The following is a 16,045-nucleotide window of genomic DNA, read 5'->3' on the forward strand; positions in this document are numbered from 1 at the left end:
AGCCTACCCGCCCGACCGTGGTGGATGGTCGGGCCGGTTCGACGCGGCGGAATTGGTAGCGTCGGTCGGCGTGACGACGCCCACCGACGAACCGGCCGACGACCGGTTCTGGCGACGGCCGGAGCCCACCGACGCGCCCGCCGAACCGGCCGCTGCCGCCGGCCCCGTCTCCCCAGCCGGCGCGACCCAGCCAGCCGCCCCGGCCCCGCCGCCCGGACCGTTCCCGCCCGTCGGGCCGTTCCCGCCGGCCGGGCCGGTGAACCCAGCCGCCGCGGTGCCGCCCGTCGGGCCGGTGAATCCGCCCGGGCCGGTGCCGCCCGTCGGGCCGTTCCCGCCGGCCGGGCCGGTCCCCCCGCCGCGTGGCGATCATCACTATCCGGGCCCGCCGTCGAGCGCCCCGCCCCCGCCGGGGTGGCGCCCGCCGGTGGTCGTGCAACCGCCCCCGCCCGGGCAACTGCCCGCACAGGACGAGGCGGCCGTGACGATCGCCGAGCAGCGGGCGCGGACGCTGACCTACGGCGTCGGCATGGTCGCCGGCGCCGTGCTGCTGGTGGTGGTCTGCCTGCTCTGCTCGCGGGTTCTTTTCTAGGGACGCCGCGACCAGGCTTTCCTTCCGGTCAGACGTTGCCCCACAGCATCTTGGCGCCCGAGTCCCCGGCGGCGTAGACGTAGCCGACGGCGACGACCGCCAACACGACGATCACCCCGCTGAGCACCGGGCTGATCCAGGAGGGCAGCCGGGACGCGCGGCTGCTGCCGCCCGTGACGAACAGGAGCAGCCCGGTGACGACCGCCAGGGCCAGGGAGAACCACAGCGTCTGCTCGCCGAGTTCCGCGTGTTCGCTGATCTTCTGCAGGCCCTCCGGCGGGTAGCCCTTCGCGGCCAGCCGCTCCTGCAGCGCCTCGCCGGACTCGGTCGCGACGAAGACCGAGACGGGGGCGGCGACGGCGAGCAGCCCGGCCACCCAGCCGACCCGGGGCCGCAGCCGCGGCACCAGCGCGTAGACCACCGCCGCCAGCACCAGCAACGGCACGAACACCACCGCCGCGTGCACCAGCAGTGGATGCATCGGCATGCCCATGAACTCGTCGAACATCGAATCCTCCTCATCCGCCAGCGGTGATCCGCCACGCCAGGGTAGGGTCCGCGGCCCGCACGGACGGACCCCCGCACCGGGTTACACGCAGCGAAAACCGTTCGGGTTCGCCCGGGACGGGTACCGATTCGGCGCCGGCCGCGGCGGAGGTCGGCGCGACCGGCGCTTGGAGGACGCCCGTCACCCGTGTTGTCATGGGTGGGTGTCGGACGAGGAGCTGCTGCGCTCGCGGGGACTTCGGGTCACCCGACCCCGCCTCGCCGTCCTCGATGTCCTCGCCGGCGGAGGTCACCTCGACGTCGACGAGATCGCCCGTCGGGTGCGCCTGAAGCTGGACTCGGTCTCGACGCAGGCGGTGTACGACGTGCTCGGCGCGTTGTCCCGGGCCGGGCTGGCGCGGCGCATCGAGCCCGCCGGCAGCCCCGCCCGGTACGAGGCCCGCACCGGCGACAACCACCACCACGTGGTCTGCCGGAGCTGCGGCGAGGTGGCCGACGTCGACTGCGCGGTCGGCGCGGCGCCCTGCCTCGAGGCGGACAACACGTCCGGCTTCGAGATCGACGAAGCCGAGGTGACGTTCTGGGGCCTCTGTCCCAGTTGCCAGGCGGGCCGCCGCAGCGACGGCTGATCCTCTGCGCGGCCCGTGGCACTCTTGGCGTCATGGACGCCGACGACGACCTCGGGCTTTTCGGACCCGGCTCGGTCACCTGGAAGGTGCACAACGAGCCGATTCTGCTGGTCGCCGGCCTCCGTTCCCTCTACCTGCAGGCGCTGCACCCCCGCGCGGTCGCCGGCGTCACCCAGAACTCCAGCTACCGCTCCGACGCGTGGGGTCGCCTCGAGCGCACCTCGAACTACGTGGCGACCACGATCTACGGCACGACCGCCGAGGCGCGCGCGGCGGGTGAGCGCATCCGGCGGCGCCACGCCCGGATGCGGGCGGTCGATCCGCGCACCGGTGAGGAGTTCCGGATCGACGAGCCGGAGCTGCTGCGGTGGGTGCACGTGGCGGAGGTCGAGTCGTTCCTGACGACGGCGCGGCGCGCCGGTGTCGCGCTGACCGACGACGAGGTCGACGCGTACTACACGGAACAGCGGCGGACGGCCGAGCTCGTCGGTCTGGACCCGGCGACCGTGCCGGGCACCGCGGCCCAGGTGGCGGCGTACTACCGGGAGATCCGACCGACGCTGCGGATGACCCGGGAAGCGGCCGAGACGGGGCTGTTCCTCACCGCGCCGCCGGCCCCCGCGCAGCTGAGCCTGCCGTGGCGGCTCACGCTGAGCCTGGGTCCGCCCCGGATGGCGTACCTCGGGCTCGCCGGCACCGCGTTCGGCCTGCTGCCGTCCTGGGCCCGGCGGATGTACGGGGCCCCCGCGCTGCCCGGCACCGAGCTGTCCGCGGCGCTGAGCGCGCGCACCCTGCGGCTGGCGTTGAACGCGATCCCGCGCCGGTTCGTCGAGGGACCGATCTACCGGGCGGCGATGGCCCGCGCGGCCCGCGCGGTGCCCTCCGGCGCCTCCCGCGGCTGACCGCCCGCGCCGGGCGGGGCTATTCGGTCGGAGCCGCGGGGCGGTCGACGGCGGTCCAGGGGTCCTTGCTCGGCGCGCCGGCGCCGGCCGGGCAGTGCCGGCGGTAGTCGCACCAGGCGCAGAGCGTTCCGGGCGTCGCGGGGAAGGCGGCGTCGGGGTCGGCGCCGTCGGCGACGGCCCGCTCGGCGGCCATGATGTCGCGGGCGGTCGCCTCGGCGCGGTCGACCTGCCGGGCGAGCGACTCGGGCGTGTGCTCGTGCGCGGCCACCGTGCCGGTGGGCAGGTGGTGAAGTTCGACGCGGCGGCAGGGGCGGTGGAAGACGCGCTCGGCGGCGTACGCGTAGAGCGCCAGCGCCTGCGAGCCGCGGGCGTCGTCGGCGTCGAGACCGGTGCGGCCGGTCTTGTAGTCGACGATCACCAGCTCCGGGCCGTCGGGGCCGGGCCGGGAATCGATCCGGTCGGCCCGGCCGTTGAACGCCAGCACCGCGGTCTTGACTGCCACCACCCGCTCGACGCCGAGCGGGTCCGCGCCCGGTTCCAGCGTCTCGACATAGGACTCCAGCCACGCCAGCGCCCGCCGGAAGACCTCGCGTTCCTGCTCGACGTCGCGGTAGCCCTCGCGCACCCAGGTCGCCTTCAGCAGCATCGGTACGGCGTCCGGGCGCCGCCGCTCCGGTGGCAGCGCGTACCAGTTGCGCAGTGCGGTGTGCACGCTGGCGCCGAGCGAGTTGTGCGCCCACGGGGGCCCCTTGGGCGGCGCCGGCCGGTCGACGTAGGAGTAGCGGTAGCGCCGGGGGCAGTCGGCGTACGCCCCCAGCTTGCTGGGGGTGCACACGAAGAGCCGTTCCGGCATGCCCGCGAAGCCCAACTGTTCGGGCGCAGCGGCGCGGCTGGCTGAGGAGGATTGCCGTCGCACGGCGACGATCCTGCCATCCGCCTCCGACACCGCCCAACGCCGCGCTCCGGCGCGGTCACGTCCGGTTGAGGTACGCGGTCACGAAGGCGCTCACCGCGTCGGCGATGAGCTGGACGGCGATGGCCGCCAGGAGCAGGCCGGCGATCCGGGTGAGGACCTCGATGCCGCCGGGGCGCAGCACCTTGACGATGAAGCCGGAGAAGCGCAGCGTCAGCCAGACCACGATCATCACGGCCAGGATGCCGACCGCGATCGCCAGCTGGGAGGAGGGCCCGTCGGCGCGCTGGACGAAGAGCATCGTCGCGACGATCGCGCCGGGTCCGGCGAGCAGCGGCGTGCCGAGCGGGACGAGCGCGATGTTCGAGGTCGCCTGCTGCTCGGGGTTGTCGGCCCTGCCGGTCAGCAGCTCCAGCGCGATGAGGACGAGGAGCAGGCCGCCGGCGGCCTGCAGCGCCGGCAGGCTGATGTGCAGGTACGCCAGGAGCGTCCGCCCGGCCACCGCGAACACCACGATCACCCCGAGCGCGAGCGTCACCGCCTGCCAGGCGGCGCGGTGCCGGTCCTCGCGCGCCAGCGGGCCGGTGAGCGCCACGAAGATCGGCACCATGCCGGGGGGATCCATGATGACGAGCAGCGTGACGAAGACCTCGCCGAACAGCTTCAGATCCACACAATCAACCTAACCGGGACGTCCCGACACTAATCCGGAAGTCCCGGAAGCGACCCGATCGGGCCCGTCAGACGGGCGGCACACCGGCCGCGGCGGCGACGATCCGTTCGTACATCTCCGGGGCGGTGGTGTGCGCGCCCAGCCGCACCGTCTTGTGGGTGCCGTGGAAATCGGAGGAGCCGGTCACCACCAGCCCGAGCTCGGCGGCGAGCCGACGCACGTGCGCCCGCTCCTCGGCCGAATGGTCCTCATGATCCGCTTCCAGCCCGAAGAGCCCCGCGGCGGCCAGCTCGACGATCACCGAGTCCGGCACGATCCGTCCGCGTCGGGTCGCGCGCGGATGCGCGAACACCGGCACGCCGCCCGCGGCCCGGACCAGCCGCACGGCGGTGAACACGTCCATGTCCTCCTTCGGCAGCCGGTAGCGCTCGCCGAGCCAGTGCGGCGCGAACGCCTCCGCAGTGCTCGTCACCAGGCCCGCGCGGATCAACGCCTGGGCGATGTGCGGGCGCCCCACGCTGCCCCCGGCGGCGTACCGCAGCACCTCGTCCCAGGTCACGTCGACGCCGTCGGCGCGCAGCAGGTCCACGATGCGCTCGGCGCGCAGGTGTCGCGCGGCCCGCAGTCGGGCGAGCTCGGCCACCAGGCTCGGCTCGGTCGGATCGAAGAGGTACGCGAGCAGGTGCAGTGGGATCGACGGGCGTGCCCCGTACCACCGGCAGGAGAGTTCGGCCCCGCGCACCAGGGTGATCCCGGCCGGGCGGGCCTCGGCCGCGGGCACCCAGCCGGCGGTGGTGTCGTGGTCGGTGATCGCGACGACGTCCAGCCCGGCCTCGACCGCGGCGACCATCAGCTCGGGCGGGGTCAGCGTGCCGTCGCTGGCGGTGGAGTGGGCGTGCAGGTCGATGCGCGTGGGCGACGACGCCGCAGCGTACGGCGGGTTGGACATCGCCTGCACGTTACCCGTCCCCCACCCGGGGCCCGGCGGTGCGGGGATCAGGCCAGCGGACCCGGCGCCACGACCAGGTGTTCGTCCGCGCGCGCCCCCGCGACCGGCAGCCGCTCGACCGCCTCGGGATCGCCCTTAGCGAGCGCGGTGACGCTCAGCCGGACCAGCTCGGCGGGGCCGCCGGGATGGATCAGGGTGGCGGCGTCCGTCCAGGCCGGGCCGCCGGTCAGCCGGGGGCCCGCCGCGTGGGCGGCGGCCCGGGGACGGAACGCGGTGGGCAGCTCGACGAGCAGGGCGCTCTCCGCCGCGGGCGTGGCGGCGGGCGTGGACGGGGTCGTGCCGTTGGCGACCAGCCACCGCCCGTCCGGCGAGACCGTGCCCGCGCCGCCACCGGTGAGCGGCAGCGCGCACGCGCGCTTGACCACCGGCAGGCCCGGGCCCGACGCGAGCAGCGCCAGACAGGGTCGCCCCGCCTCTCCGGCCACCTGGGCGACGAGGGTGCGGCCGTCCGGCATCGGCCCGTAGACGCCGATCAGCGACGGGTTCCAGGCGGGCTGGTAGGGGCCGCGGTCCGGCCACCACACGTCGTAACCCTCGATCTCCCCGCCGCTCAGTTGCCGGGTGAGCAGGACGCCGTCGCCGACGAAGCCGACCGGGCGGCCGCGGGGCGGCACCGGGGTCTCGCGGAGGCCGGTCAGCCGGCCGGCCGCGGCGGTCGCGACTGATGCCCGGCCGGAGTGCAGCCACACCACACGCCGACCGTCCGGCGCGAGCACGATCTCGTCGACGGCGGACAGCAGCTGCTTCGGGGGTGCGGTCCTCGTGACCATCCACAGTGCACTTCGGCCGGCCCGGGTCGCCGCGACGATGAGCCAGCCACCGCCGCCCCGTTGCGCCTGCGTCACGCGGCCGACTCCGGAAAGGTCGATCCGCTCTCCCCCGGTGGTCCGCAGGAGATCGCCGACCACCAGGTCGACCGGCGCCGCCGCGGCGGCCATCGCCCGGGTTTCGAGTCGGGCGGGGGCCGGCAGCGGCTCGGCCGGCGCCGCGACGGCCGCGGCCGTGGTGGTCTCGGCGACGGGGACCCCGCTCGTCGCCCGGGCCACCGGAACGCGGGGGCCCCGGTCGTGCGCCGGGCCGGCGAGCTGCCATCCGCCCGCGCCGCCGGCCGCGGCGGTCAGCACGACGACGGCCACGGCGGTGGCCGAACGGCGGCGGCGGATCCGCTGTCCCCGCCGGATCGCCGACGCGGCAAGGTCGGGAAGCGTGGGTGACGGCGCGGCCTGATGGGCCAGGCATTGCCGGAGCGCCATTTCCAGTTCGGGCGTCGTCACGACGAATGGACGCCGGTCGCGCGGCGGAAGGTTGCTTGTCACCGCAAGGATCGCCGGGTGCTATCCGGCGGTCACCAGTCGCGGCACGAAGCGCCATCCCGGGCCGACGCCGGGCGGGAGCGGCAGCCGCTCGTGCGTGCCGTCGGTGCCGCACCGCACCACGCCGCGGTCGTCCCCACCGACCACGGTCCCGCCGTCGGCCCAGGCCGGTGGCACGGTGGTGCGGACCGGGCAGCCGACGCGCGCGTCCCGCCCCTGTAGCGCCCGTTCGACGTCGAGCAGCGTGAGCTCGCGATCGCCGGGCTCGGCGAGCCGGTCACCGCGCGGCGACAGCGCGCTCCCGCGCCCGTCGGCGCGGGCCGGCGTCGCGCACGCCCCGACCCGGCCGGTCTGCAGCACCCCCGGCCCGGCCCGCAGCTCGGCCAGGCATCGGCCCGGTTCCCCGGGACGGGTGACGAGCGCGACCATCCCCGCTGCGCGGGGTCCGTAGACGGCCACCACCTCCGGCCGCCAGCTGACCTCCAGCGGCGACCGCGGGTCGACGAAGCCGTGGCCCGACCGCCCGGGCGGCGCGGCGAGCACGACGCGTTCGCCGAGGAACGCGACCGGCGTGGCCCCGGCGGGCACAGCGAGCTTGTCGATCGTCGTCAGGCCGGCGGGGCCGATCGTCGCGACCCGCAGCGCGGTGCCGCTCAACGCGGCGAGCCGCCGGCCGTCCTGGCTGACGACCCAGTGCGGGGCCGAGCCGGTCAGGAGGGTGGAGACCCCGTCCTCCCGCAACAGCCGCACCTGCGACGCGCCGCCGTAGATCCAGCCGGCGGGCACCCGGTAGGCGCCGCGCACCTCGCCCACGCCGTCGAGCGCGAGGTTCCGACCGTCCGCGGTCCAGAGCCGGTCACGGACCCGCAGGTCGAGGCCGATCCGGGTGCTGTGGACCAGGCCGGGGGTCGCGGCCGGCGTGCCGGCCGGCGCGTCGTAGCCGGCGGCGAATCCGGGCATCGGTCCGCTCTGCCGCTCCGCCCGGTCGCGCAACCACACCGCCCCGCCGAGGATCAACGCGAGCGCCGCGGCCGCGGCGACGGACGACGCGGCGCCCTGCCGTCGGCGCAGCGCGCGGGCGCGCCGGATGGCGTACGCGGCCACGTCGTCGGGGGGTGGAGCCGCCGCCACCCGGGCGGAGAACATCGCCCGGAGCGAGTCCTCCACCGCCGTCACCGCTCGTCCACCGTGGTCGTGTAGGCGGGCACCGTCGACGCGACCACGGTGGCGAGGGGCGGCCCGGCCGCGTCCGCGTCGGCCGAGGGCCCGACCGGGCCCGGCACGGACATCCCGGCGCCGGCCAGCGGCTCGGCGAGCCCGGACACGGGCCGCGGCGCCGCCCCGTCGACCGGCGCCGCGGGCCGGACGGCCGCGGAACCCCGGCGAGGGGTGGGGATCCGCGCGGGGGCCGCGCGCCGGCGGGGCGCCTCCGCGCCCTCCGCGTCGAGCCGCTGCCGCAGCGTGGCGAGGGCGCGCGAGGTCTGGCTCTTGACGGTGCCGGGCGAGATGTCGAGCAGCGCCGCGGTCTGCGCCTCGGACATGTCCTCGTAGAAGCGCAGTACCAGCACGGCGCGCTGCCGGGCCGGCAACGCCTGCACGTGCCGCCACAGCGCGTCCCGCTCGAGCTGCTCCTCGATCCGGTCGGGGGCGGCCCGCTCCGGCAACACCTCGGTCGGGCGCTCGCCGTGCCAGCGCCGTCGCCACCAGCTCGTCGCGGTGTTCACCAGCACGCGGCGCGCGTACGGCTCGACGGCCTCGATCGCGCCCAACCGTTTCCACGCCAGGTAGGTCTTGGTGAGCGCGGTCTGCAACAGGTCTTCGGCGGTCGCCCAGTCACCGGCGAGCAGATAGGCGGTACGCAGCAGGGCGCCGGAACGGGCCGCGACGAAGTCGCGGAACTCGTCCTCCATGCCGTCCCTGCCGGCCACCGCGCGCCTCCCCGGAACTGCCTGCCGATCGCCACGTTTCCACGGTCGGCGGGCGAGCTACATCGTGGATCGGGTTCACTTGGCGTCCGATGATCGGACACCCGGGGATTACGCCCCGTCTTCCTGTTCTTCCTTCTTTTGCTGCGCTTGTTCCTTGCCCAGCCGGGCCTCCACCGCGTGCGGCTCGTACATCTCTTCGACGACCCGCAGGTAGAGCTCGTTCGGATTGGGCAGGTGCTTGATCTCGCGCAATGCCTGGTCCTGGCCGGCGGATTCGAGAACAAACGTCCCGTAGTTGAGGAACCGGGCGAGAGGGCTCTGCTCGTATTTCATGTCGGTGACTCGCTGCAGCGGCATCATGCCGACCTTGCGGGTGACAATGCCGTTGACGACCATCACCCGCTTGTTCGTCAGGATGAAGCGGTCGAAATACCAGTCGGTGATACGCCAGGCGACCCAGCCGAGCACCACGAGCCAGATCAGCACGACCGCGGTGGTCAGCCCGGCCACCTCCTGGCTGGCGAGGTAACCGGAGAGGTAGCCGAGGACGAAGGTGGCGAAGACGCCGATCAGCAACGGGATGGCGAGGTGGATCCAGTGTCGCTTCCACTCCCCCCGGAACCGTTCGGTCGGGAAGAGGTAACGCGCCACCAACGCCGTGGGTTCGTCCTCCAGCGGCAGCACCCGCCGAGGCCGGACGATGTTGCCGGAGGAGTCGATCTGCAGGCCGGCGAGCTCGTCCGCCGAGATGTCCGGCGGCGCGTACGTGATGACCGGCTCTTCGTGGACCTGGCGGGTGCCGCCGGGATCGGCACCGTAAACGGTGCGGTAGGACGTTTCGTCCGAATAGGAGGGATCAGTCCCGTAGCCAGGGTCTTGCTCAGGCTGTAGCCGCGGGATCGGCTCCGTGTCCCGCTGCCTCCGGCGCCGGGCGGATTCCTCGTCGGGATCGGGCGGCTCGGGGTTGCCCATCGGCGGCTAGGCGACCAGGCTCGTGAAGAAGTCGCCGAAACCTTGCGCGATGTCCATGATGCCGGCGCCGAGCGACTTGAACACGTCTGCCGCGGAGTCCGGCCGGAAGGCGATGAAGAATATCAGGAAGGCGATGCCGCCCCAGGTGAGGATCTTCTTGACCATTGCGGGCCAACCCCCTCCGTGTGGCGCGCCGGGACCCTCGTCACGGCAGAACCAGAATAACAGTTATGCGTCTCGCGGTGGTCACTCGATCGCGGGAAAGCGCGTTCACGCTTTCCCGCGCAGGTAGGGGCAGGGCGCCCCGTACATGAGCGCGGACCGCGTCCACTCGGCGAGGTCGTGCATGACCTCTTCCGCGAGGAGATTGCCCGCGCTCACTGGACAGGCTATCGCATAGAGCCACATTCCTCTCGCCTCTGGCGACGCCGGCGCTGCGATCGACCGGAGAATCCACAGCCCACAGTGGAGTCGGTCAGCCATCGCCCGACGTCCCCGGCGCGGGCGGGGGCGCGGCGTGCGCGCGGATCCACGCGTGCATCGCGATCCCGCTCGCCACGCCGGCGTTGATGGAGCGGGTGGAGCCGTACTGGGCGATGGAGAACAGGGCGTCGCAGGCGGCGCGGGCCGCGTCCGACAACCCCGGCCCCTCCTGGCCGAAGAGCAGCACGCAGCGGCGCGGCAGGGTGACGGTCTCCATCGGGCGCGATCCAGGCAGGTTGTCGATGCCGACCACCGGCAGGTCGCGCCCGTGCGCCCAGGCCAGGAAGCCCTCGATCGTCTCGTGATGGCGGACGTGCTGGTAACGGTCGGTCACCATCGCCCCGCGGCGGTTCCACCGGCGCCGGCCGACGATGTGCACCTCGGCCGCGAGAAACGCGTTCGCGTTCCGCACCACGGTCCCGATGTTGAGGTCGTGCTGCCAGTTCTCGATCGCCACATGGAACTCGTGCCGCCGCCGGTCCAGGTCGGCGACGATCGCCTCCCGGCGCCAGTAGCGGTACCGGTCCACGACGTTGCGACGGTCGCCCCCGGCGAGCAGCTCCGGGTCGTAGTGGGGGTCGCGCGGCCAGGGGCCGGGCCACGGCCCGACGCCGATCTCGATTTCGGCCTCGGCCTGTTCACCCTGCACGGTCTGCAGAGGGTACGGCCCGTTCGGCCACCCGGGCGGGACCGGGTCATGTCAGCTCCAGCGCGGCGCCGAGTTCGTTGAGGAACTGCCGCTGCGCGGCGCCGGCCCGGGCGCCACCGACCGACGACAGCGGTCCGGAACGGCCGGCGGCGAACCCCCGCGCCGCGATCGACTGCACCCACTGCCGGTACGCCGCCGAATCGGCCGGGTCGGCCCGGCGGGCGAGCACCCGTGCCGCCTCGCGGCAGCTCGCGAGCAGGTCGGCGCGCCCGTCCGTCGGGACGCCGGCCGCGCCCGTCGGCCCGTCCCCATCGGACTCGGCGTAGATCGCGGCGACGACGGCCCGGACGAGGTCGCTGTCGAAGGCGCGCCCGGCGGCGATCGCGGCCACCCCGGCGATGCCCTCGGCGACGGTGCGGCCGGGACGGTCGAGCTCCAGAGAGGTGGCTGAGACGATCACCCGCCCGGGCAGCCGGACGAGCAACTCCCACTCCGGTGCGGAGAATCCGGCGACGGACGCCGGGCCGAGGGCGGCGCTGGGCTCCCCGAAGGGAGAACGACTCGGCATAGCACCTCCCGAAGTCGGCATATGCCCCATTCTTACCACTACGCCGTATGCGAACCTCGCATCCCCCTTCGCCGCGTTGGTCCGCGGGGATCCCGCCGCCCCGGCCCCCGCGCGGAACCGGGGCGGGCGACATCTCCGACGGCCAACCCGGACGTCGACGTCAGGCCTGCGGTTCCGGGAAACTCGGCCGCTCCGGGTCGACACCCTCCGGCGCCGCCGCGACGGCGTACTCCCGCTTCGGGACCATTACCCGGCGTCGGAAGACGCACACCAGCGTGCCGTCCTGGTTGTACCCCCGGGTCTCGACCGAGACGACGCCGCGATCGGGCTTGGAGCCCGACTCGCGCTTGTCGAGCACCGTGGTCTCGCCGTAGATCGTGTCGCCGTGGAAGGTCGGCGCGACGTGCCGCAGCGACTCGACCTCGAGGTTGGCGATCGCCTTGCCGCTGACGTCGGGCACGGACATGCCGAGCAGCAGCGAGTAGATGTAGTTGCCAACCACCACGTTGCGCTTGAAATGGGTCGCGGACTCGGCGTAGTGCGCGTCCATGTGCAGCGGGTGGTGGTTCATCGTGAGCAGACAGAACAGGTGGTCGTCGTACTCGGTGACGGTCTTGCCCGGCCAGTGCCGGTAGACCGCGCCCACCTCGAACTCTTCGTAGTACCGGCCGAACTGCATCGGAAACTCCTCGAAAGGCGGCGACGAAGTCGCCGCACAGCATGCCTTACCGAGGGTTAAGGATGTGGATGGGGCCGCCGCCGGCCGGGATTCGCCACATCGGCCCGCCGAAACCGGGGCCGGACGCAATGAGCGGCGGGGCCCTCCCCGGCACCCGCCGCCCACGCTTTGATGACAGAGATTCTGCCCGAGGGCACGGGCACTCCGGAAGGCCCCGACCAGAGATCGGCGTCACAGTTATGTTTTTGTTACATCACGTGGAGTGAACCGACGAGCGACGCCAGGCGATCATGAGGGCCAATATTTGCGCACGTCAGAATCGCACCCGTCGCTACGCTCCGCCAGGACCATCCCTCACATCTGGGAGCGTTCCCAGTACGGAGAGTGACGACACCTGCCGCAATCCGACATCCCCACGGCGGGCCGCGGGAACCATCTCGGTCGATGTATGCGGCAGCGACGCGGGCGAGGGCGCGTTTCAGCTGCCGGCGGTCGGGAATGCCCAGCACGAGTGCCGCGGTTCTTCCTGGAGTAAGCCAATCTTGCGATCGGAGAGATCAATGGCGACCGTTGAGCTGACCACGGCAAACTTCGACTCGATCACCAGCGGGGACGGCATCGTCCTGGTCGACTTCTGGGCGAGCTGGTGTGGGCCGTGCCTGCGGTTCGCCCCGGTCTACGAGCGCTCCTCGGAGAAGCACCAGGACATCGTCTTCGGGAAGGTCGACACCGAGGCCCAGCAGGAGCTCGCCGCGAAGTTCGACATCCGGTCGATCCCCACGATCATGGCGGTCCGCGACGGCGTCATCGTCTTCGCACAGCCCGGGGCACTGCCGGAGTCCGCGCTCGAGTCGCTGATCGAGCAGGTGCGCGCGCTGGACATGGACGACGTCCGCAAGCAGCTCGCCGCGCACAACCACTGATCGCCGCCTCGAAAACGGGATACGGCCGCGGCCGGACACCTCACGCGTGAGGTGCCCGGACGCGGCCGTCCATGCCGTCAGGCCACGTGCGCGCGGTAGCCGGCGAGAGCGGCGTCGAGGACCTCGCGGCCGGGCCGCGCCCACACCTCCGCGTGGAAGACCTCCACCTCGACCGGGCCGTCGAACCCGGTCGCGTCGACGGCCTCGCGGAACCGGCGCAGCTCCACCACGCCGTCACCGGGTAGACCCCGCCCGAGCAGGACGCCCTCCGGCAGCGGCGTGATCCAGTCGGCGACCTGGAAACAGGCGATCCGACCCTCGCGTCCGGCCCGCCCGATCTGCGCCCACACCTGGTCGTCCCACCACACGTGGTAGGTGTCGACCACCACGCCGACCGCCTCCGCCGGGTACGGCGCGGCGAGGTCGAGCGCCTGCCCGAGGCTCGACACCACGCAGCGATCGGAACAGAACATCGGATGCAGCGGCTCGATCGCCAACCGCACCCCGGCGCTCAGCGCGTACGGCACCAGCTCCCCGATCGCCGCGCCGACCCGGGCCCGCGCCCCGTCGACGTCCCGGCCGCCCTCCGGCAGCCCGCCGGAGACCAGCACGAGCACCGGGGCGCCCAGCGTCGCCGCCTCGTCGATCGCCCGTCGGTTCTCGTCGTACCACCCCGGTGCGTTGAAGAAGCCGCCGCGGCACAGCGAGGTGACCGTCAGACCCGCGTCGCGCATCAGCGCCGCGGTCTTGTCCAGGCCGTACGCGGCGGTCTCCTCCCGCCACAGCCCCACCCCGGTCACCCCGGCGTCGAGACAACCGGCGACCAGCTCCGGCATCGGCCAGTACTTCGTCGTCGCCTGGTTCAGCGAGAACCGCCGCATCGGGTCCACCGTCACTGCGCCACCCCCACGGTCGTCAGCCAGGCGCGCGCCCGGTGTGCGGCCAACTCCGCGTCCGGCAGCAGCCCGGCGGCGTCGGCGAGCCGGAAGAGCGTGATCAGATGCCGCGGCGACCGGCCGCCGTGCAGGCCGCCGACCATCGTGAAGTGGTCCTGGTGGCCGGCGAGCCAGGCGAGGAAGACGATGCCGGTCTTGTAGTAGTAGGTGGGCGTGCCGAAGATGTGGCGGGACAGCGGAACGGTCGGGGCGAGGATCCGGTCGTACGACGCCGCGTCCCCGGCGTCCAGCGCGCGCAGCGCCGCGGCGGCCGCCGGCGCGATCGCCGCGAAGATGCCGAGCAGCGCCTCCGAGTGCCCCACCTCGTCGCCCCGGATCAACGTCGGGTAGTTGAAGTCGTCACCGGTGTAGAGCCGCACCCCCGCCGGCAGGCGCCGCCGCAGCGCCACCTCGAACGCCTCATCCAGCAGCGACACCTTGATGCCGTCGACCTTGTCGGCGTGCTCGCCGATCAGGGCGAGCACCGTGTCGGTCGCGACGTCGAGGTCGGAGCTGCCCCAGTAGCCGACGAGCGCCGGATCGAACATCGGTCCGAGCCAGTGCAGCACCACCGGCCCGTCCGCCCGGCGCAGCAGCTCGCCGTAGACCGCCAGGTAGTCGTCGGCCGACCGGGCCGCGGCGGCCAGGTGCCGGCTGCACATCAGTACGGGCCGCGCGCCCGCCTCCTGCACGTCGCCGAGCTGCTCGGCGTACGCGTGGCGCACCTCCTCCAGCGACGCCGGTCCCGCCGGGAGCTGGTCGGTGGCGACCCCGGCGACGATCTCACCGCCGACGGCCCGGGCCTCCCGCGCGCTGCGCCGGATCAGCTCACGGGTGGTCGGGTAGTCCAGCCCCATCCCCCGCTGCGCGGTGTCCATCGCCTCCGCCACGCCGAAGCCGTGCCGCCACAGGTGGTGCCGGAAGGCCAGCGTGGTGTCCCAGTCGAGCGCGGCCGGCGCGCCGGGGGCGTTCTCGGCGGTCGGATCGGCGACCACGTGCGCCGCCGCGTACGCGGTGCGGCACCGGAACGCGGCGCCCGGCACGGTGAACTCCCGGCCGGCGCCGCTGAAGCGGAACCGCCCGTCCGGCAGGTTGACCGCGCTCACGCGTCCAGCTCCGGGATCTCGATGCGCCGGCCCTCGCGCGCCGACCGCAGGCCGAGCTCGGCCAGCTGCACGCCGCGGGCGCCGGCCCAGAGGTCCCAGGTGTACGGCTCGTCCTCGACCACGTGCCGCAGGAACAGCTCCCACTGCGCCTTGAAACCGTTGTCGAACTCGTCGTTGTCCGGCACCACCTGCCACTGCGACCGGAAGTCCTCGGTCGCCGGCAGGTCCGGGTTCCAGACCGGCTTCGGCGTGGTCGACCGGTGCTGGACGCGGCAGTTGCGCAGGCCGGCCACCGCGCTGCCCTCGGTGCCGTCCACCTGGAACTCGACCAGCTCGTCGCGGTAGACGCGGACGGTCCAGGACGAGTTGATCTGGGCGATGACGCCGCCGGAGAGCTCGAAGATGCCGTACGCGGCGTCGTCGGCCGTCGCCTCGTAGGGCTCGCCGTTCTCGTCCCACCGCTGCGGAATGTGCGTCGATACGTGCGCGGTCACGGCGGTCACCCTGCCGAAGATCTGCTCCAGCACGTAGTGCCAGTGCGGGAACATGTCCACGACGATCCCGCCGCCGTCGGCGCTGCGGTAGTTCCAGGAGGGACGCTGCGCCGGCTGCCAGTCGCCCTCGAAGACCCAGTAGCCGAACTCGCCGCGGATCGACAGGATCCGTCCGAAGAAGCCGCCCTTGACCAGGCGGTCCAGTTTGCGCAGCCCGGGCAGGAAGAGCTTGTCCTGGACGACGCCGTGCTTGATGCCCGCGGCGTCGGCGAGCCGGGCGAGCTCGACCGCGCCGGCGAGATCCTCGGCGGTGGGCTTCTCGGTGTAGATGTGCTTGCCGGCCTCGATGGCCAGCCGGATCGCCTTCTCGCGCTGCGCCGTGACCTGGGCGTCGAAGTAGATTTGCACGTCCGGCCGAGCGAGCGCGGCGGCGAGGTCCGTGGTCCACTCGGTCAGGCCGTGCCGCTCGGCGATCTCCCGCAGCTTCGCCTCGTTGCGTCCGACCAGGATCAGCTCTGGCCAGAGTCGGGTGCCGTCGCGCAGCGGCAGCCCGCCCTGGTCCCGGATCGCGAGCAGGGACCGGACCAGGTGCTGCCGGTAGCCCATCCGCCCGGTCACCCCGTTGAGCACGATCCCGATGGTCGTTCGGGCCATACCGCAGCCTCCTCAGGCCTCGTCAGGCAAGCGCTTTCCACGGGACGCTACTGGCCGGAGGGCATCTTCGGCAAGGGCTTTCCTCATCAACAATGGACGCCGCGCTATCCTCACGAGCG

At 73.3% G+C, this 16,045-nt stretch carries 19 protein-coding genes; 4 read left to right on the plus strand and 15 right to left on the minus strand.

From position 1 onward, the window contains the following. Nucleotides 1–70 precede the first annotated feature (70 nt). On the plus strand, nucleotides 71–589 hold the full coding sequence (locus tag BLW47_RS02375) for a hypothetical protein (RefSeq protein WP_175543470.1): 519 nt from the start codon (nucleotides 71–73) through the stop codon (nucleotides 587–589). A 28-nt stretch (nucleotides 590–617) separates the two neighbouring features. Here the strand turns inward: BLW47_RS02375 and BLW47_RS02380 are convergent, their stop codons facing one another. Continuing rightward, nucleotides 618–1,097, minus strand: coding sequence for a DUF2231 domain-containing protein (locus tag BLW47_RS02380; protein ID WP_091550803.1), 480 nt, complete (start codon nucleotides 1,095–1,097; stop codon nucleotides 618–620). A 202-nt stretch (nucleotides 1,098–1,299) separates the two neighbouring features. On the opposite strand from BLW47_RS02380, the gene BLW47_RS02385 reads away from it, so the two are divergent. Both BLW47_RS02385 and BLW47_RS02390 read left to right on the plus strand, forming a co-directional pair. Beyond that, complete coding sequence (locus BLW47_RS02385; RefSeq protein ID WP_091550806.1) at nucleotides 1,300–1,725, plus strand: Fur family transcriptional regulator; 426 nt, start codon at nucleotides 1,300–1,302, stop codon at nucleotides 1,723–1,725. Nucleotides 1,726–1,757: 32 nt separating this feature from the next. Further along, nucleotides 1,758–2,627 (plus strand): oxygenase MpaB family protein, encoded by an 870-nt coding sequence (locus BLW47_RS02390; RefSeq protein WP_091550808.1) that lies wholly within the window; start codon nucleotides 1,758–1,760, stop codon nucleotides 2,625–2,627. 19 nt (nucleotides 2,628–2,646) lie between these two features. Here the strand turns inward: BLW47_RS02390 and BLW47_RS02395 are convergent, their stop codons facing one another. The 11 genes from BLW47_RS02395 to BLW47_RS02445 form a co-directional block, all read right to left on the minus strand. Continuing rightward, a complete protein-coding gene (locus tag BLW47_RS02395) occupies nucleotides 2,647–3,480 on the minus strand; it encodes a RecB family exonuclease (protein ID WP_091552398.1) in 834 nt (277 codons plus the stop codon). A 118-nt stretch (nucleotides 3,481–3,598) separates the two neighbouring features. Beyond that, the gene (locus BLW47_RS02400; protein WP_091550811.1) at nucleotides 3,599–4,213 is read right to left on the minus strand and encodes a MarC family protein; all 615 of its coding nucleotides are present in this window, start codon (nucleotides 4,211–4,213) and stop codon (nucleotides 3,599–3,601) included. Between the two features lie 67 nt (nucleotides 4,214–4,280). Next, nucleotides 4,281–5,162 carry a PHP domain-containing protein gene (locus BLW47_RS02405; RefSeq protein ID WP_091552401.1) on the minus strand — a complete coding sequence of 294 codons (882 nt, stop codon included), beginning with the start codon at nucleotides 5,160–5,162 and terminating at the stop codon, nucleotides 4,281–4,283. Between the two features lie 47 nt (nucleotides 5,163–5,209). Next, entirely contained in the window at nucleotides 5,210–6,538 is a 1,329-nt protein-coding gene (locus BLW47_RS02410; protein ID WP_139307140.1) for a hypothetical protein, read from the minus strand. 18 nt (nucleotides 6,539–6,556) lie between these two features. Further along, a complete protein-coding gene (locus BLW47_RS02415) occupies nucleotides 6,557–7,702 on the minus strand; it encodes a hypothetical protein (RefSeq protein ID WP_139307141.1) in 1,146 nt (381 codons plus the stop codon). 5 nt (nucleotides 7,703–7,707) lie between these two features. Continuing rightward, nucleotides 7,708–8,463: a SigE family RNA polymerase sigma factor gene (locus tag BLW47_RS02420; protein WP_425435309.1), complete on the minus strand. Its 756-nt coding sequence runs from the start codon at nucleotides 8,461–8,463 to the stop codon at nucleotides 7,708–7,710. 108 nt (nucleotides 8,464–8,571) lie between these two features. Beyond that, nucleotides 8,572–9,435 (minus strand): PH domain-containing protein, encoded by an 864-nt coding sequence (locus BLW47_RS02425; RefSeq protein ID WP_091550817.1) that lies wholly within the window; start codon nucleotides 9,433–9,435, stop codon nucleotides 8,572–8,574. Nucleotides 9,436–9,441: 6 nt separating this feature from the next. Beyond that, the gene (locus tag BLW47_RS25015; protein WP_175543471.1) at nucleotides 9,442–9,600 is read right to left on the minus strand and encodes a hypothetical protein; all 159 of its coding nucleotides are present in this window, start codon (nucleotides 9,598–9,600) and stop codon (nucleotides 9,442–9,444) included. Nucleotides 9,601–9,910: 310 nt separating this feature from the next. Further along, a complete protein-coding gene (locus BLW47_RS02435; RefSeq protein ID WP_245736289.1) occupies nucleotides 9,911–10,567 on the minus strand; it encodes a TrmH family RNA methyltransferase in 657 nt (218 codons plus the stop codon). Between the two features lie 46 nt (nucleotides 10,568–10,613). Beyond that, nucleotides 10,614–11,135, minus strand: a complete 522-nt coding sequence (locus tag BLW47_RS02440; protein WP_091550819.1) for a hypothetical protein — start codon at nucleotides 11,133–11,135, stop codon at nucleotides 10,614–10,616. Nucleotides 11,136–11,295: 160 nt separating this feature from the next. Beyond that, nucleotides 11,296–11,814, minus strand: a complete 519-nt coding sequence (locus BLW47_RS02445; protein ID WP_091550821.1) for a MaoC family dehydratase — start codon at nucleotides 11,812–11,814, stop codon at nucleotides 11,296–11,298. Between the two features lie 560 nt (nucleotides 11,815–12,374). Here BLW47_RS02445 and trxA point away from each other — a divergent pair. Continuing rightward, entirely contained in the window at nucleotides 12,375–12,737 is a 363-nt protein-coding gene (trxA, locus tag BLW47_RS02450) for a thioredoxin (protein WP_091550824.1), read from the plus strand. 77 nt (nucleotides 12,738–12,814) lie between these two features. Here trxA and BLW47_RS02455 read toward each other — a convergent pair whose 3' ends face one another. From BLW47_RS02455 to BLW47_RS02465, 3 genes are read right to left on the minus strand one after another with little or no spacing between them, the layout of a single operon-like run. Further along, on the minus strand, nucleotides 12,815–13,618 hold the full coding sequence (locus BLW47_RS02455; protein ID WP_091552407.1) for a sugar phosphate isomerase/epimerase family protein: 804 nt from the start codon (nucleotides 13,616–13,618) through the stop codon (nucleotides 12,815–12,817). Nucleotides 13,619–13,629: 11 nt separating this feature from the next. Next, on the minus strand, nucleotides 13,630–14,778 hold the full coding sequence (locus BLW47_RS02460) for a dihydrodipicolinate synthase family protein (protein ID WP_091550827.1): 1,149 nt from the start codon (nucleotides 14,776–14,778) through the stop codon (nucleotides 13,630–13,632). After that, complete coding sequence (locus BLW47_RS02465) at nucleotides 14,775–15,926, minus strand: Gfo/Idh/MocA family protein (RefSeq protein ID WP_091550830.1); 1,152 nt, start codon at nucleotides 15,924–15,926, stop codon at nucleotides 14,775–14,777. Before BLW47_RS02465 ends, BLW47_RS02460 begins: the two co-directional genes overlap by 4 nt. Between the last annotated feature and the right edge of the window lie 119 nt (nucleotides 15,927–16,045).

The sequence above is a fragment of the Micromonospora pattaloongensis genome (genome assembly GCF_900107255.1).
In the GTDB taxonomy this organism is placed as follows: Bacteria; Actinomycetota; Actinomycetes; order Mycobacteriales; family Micromonosporaceae; genus Micromonospora_I; species Micromonospora_I pattaloongensis.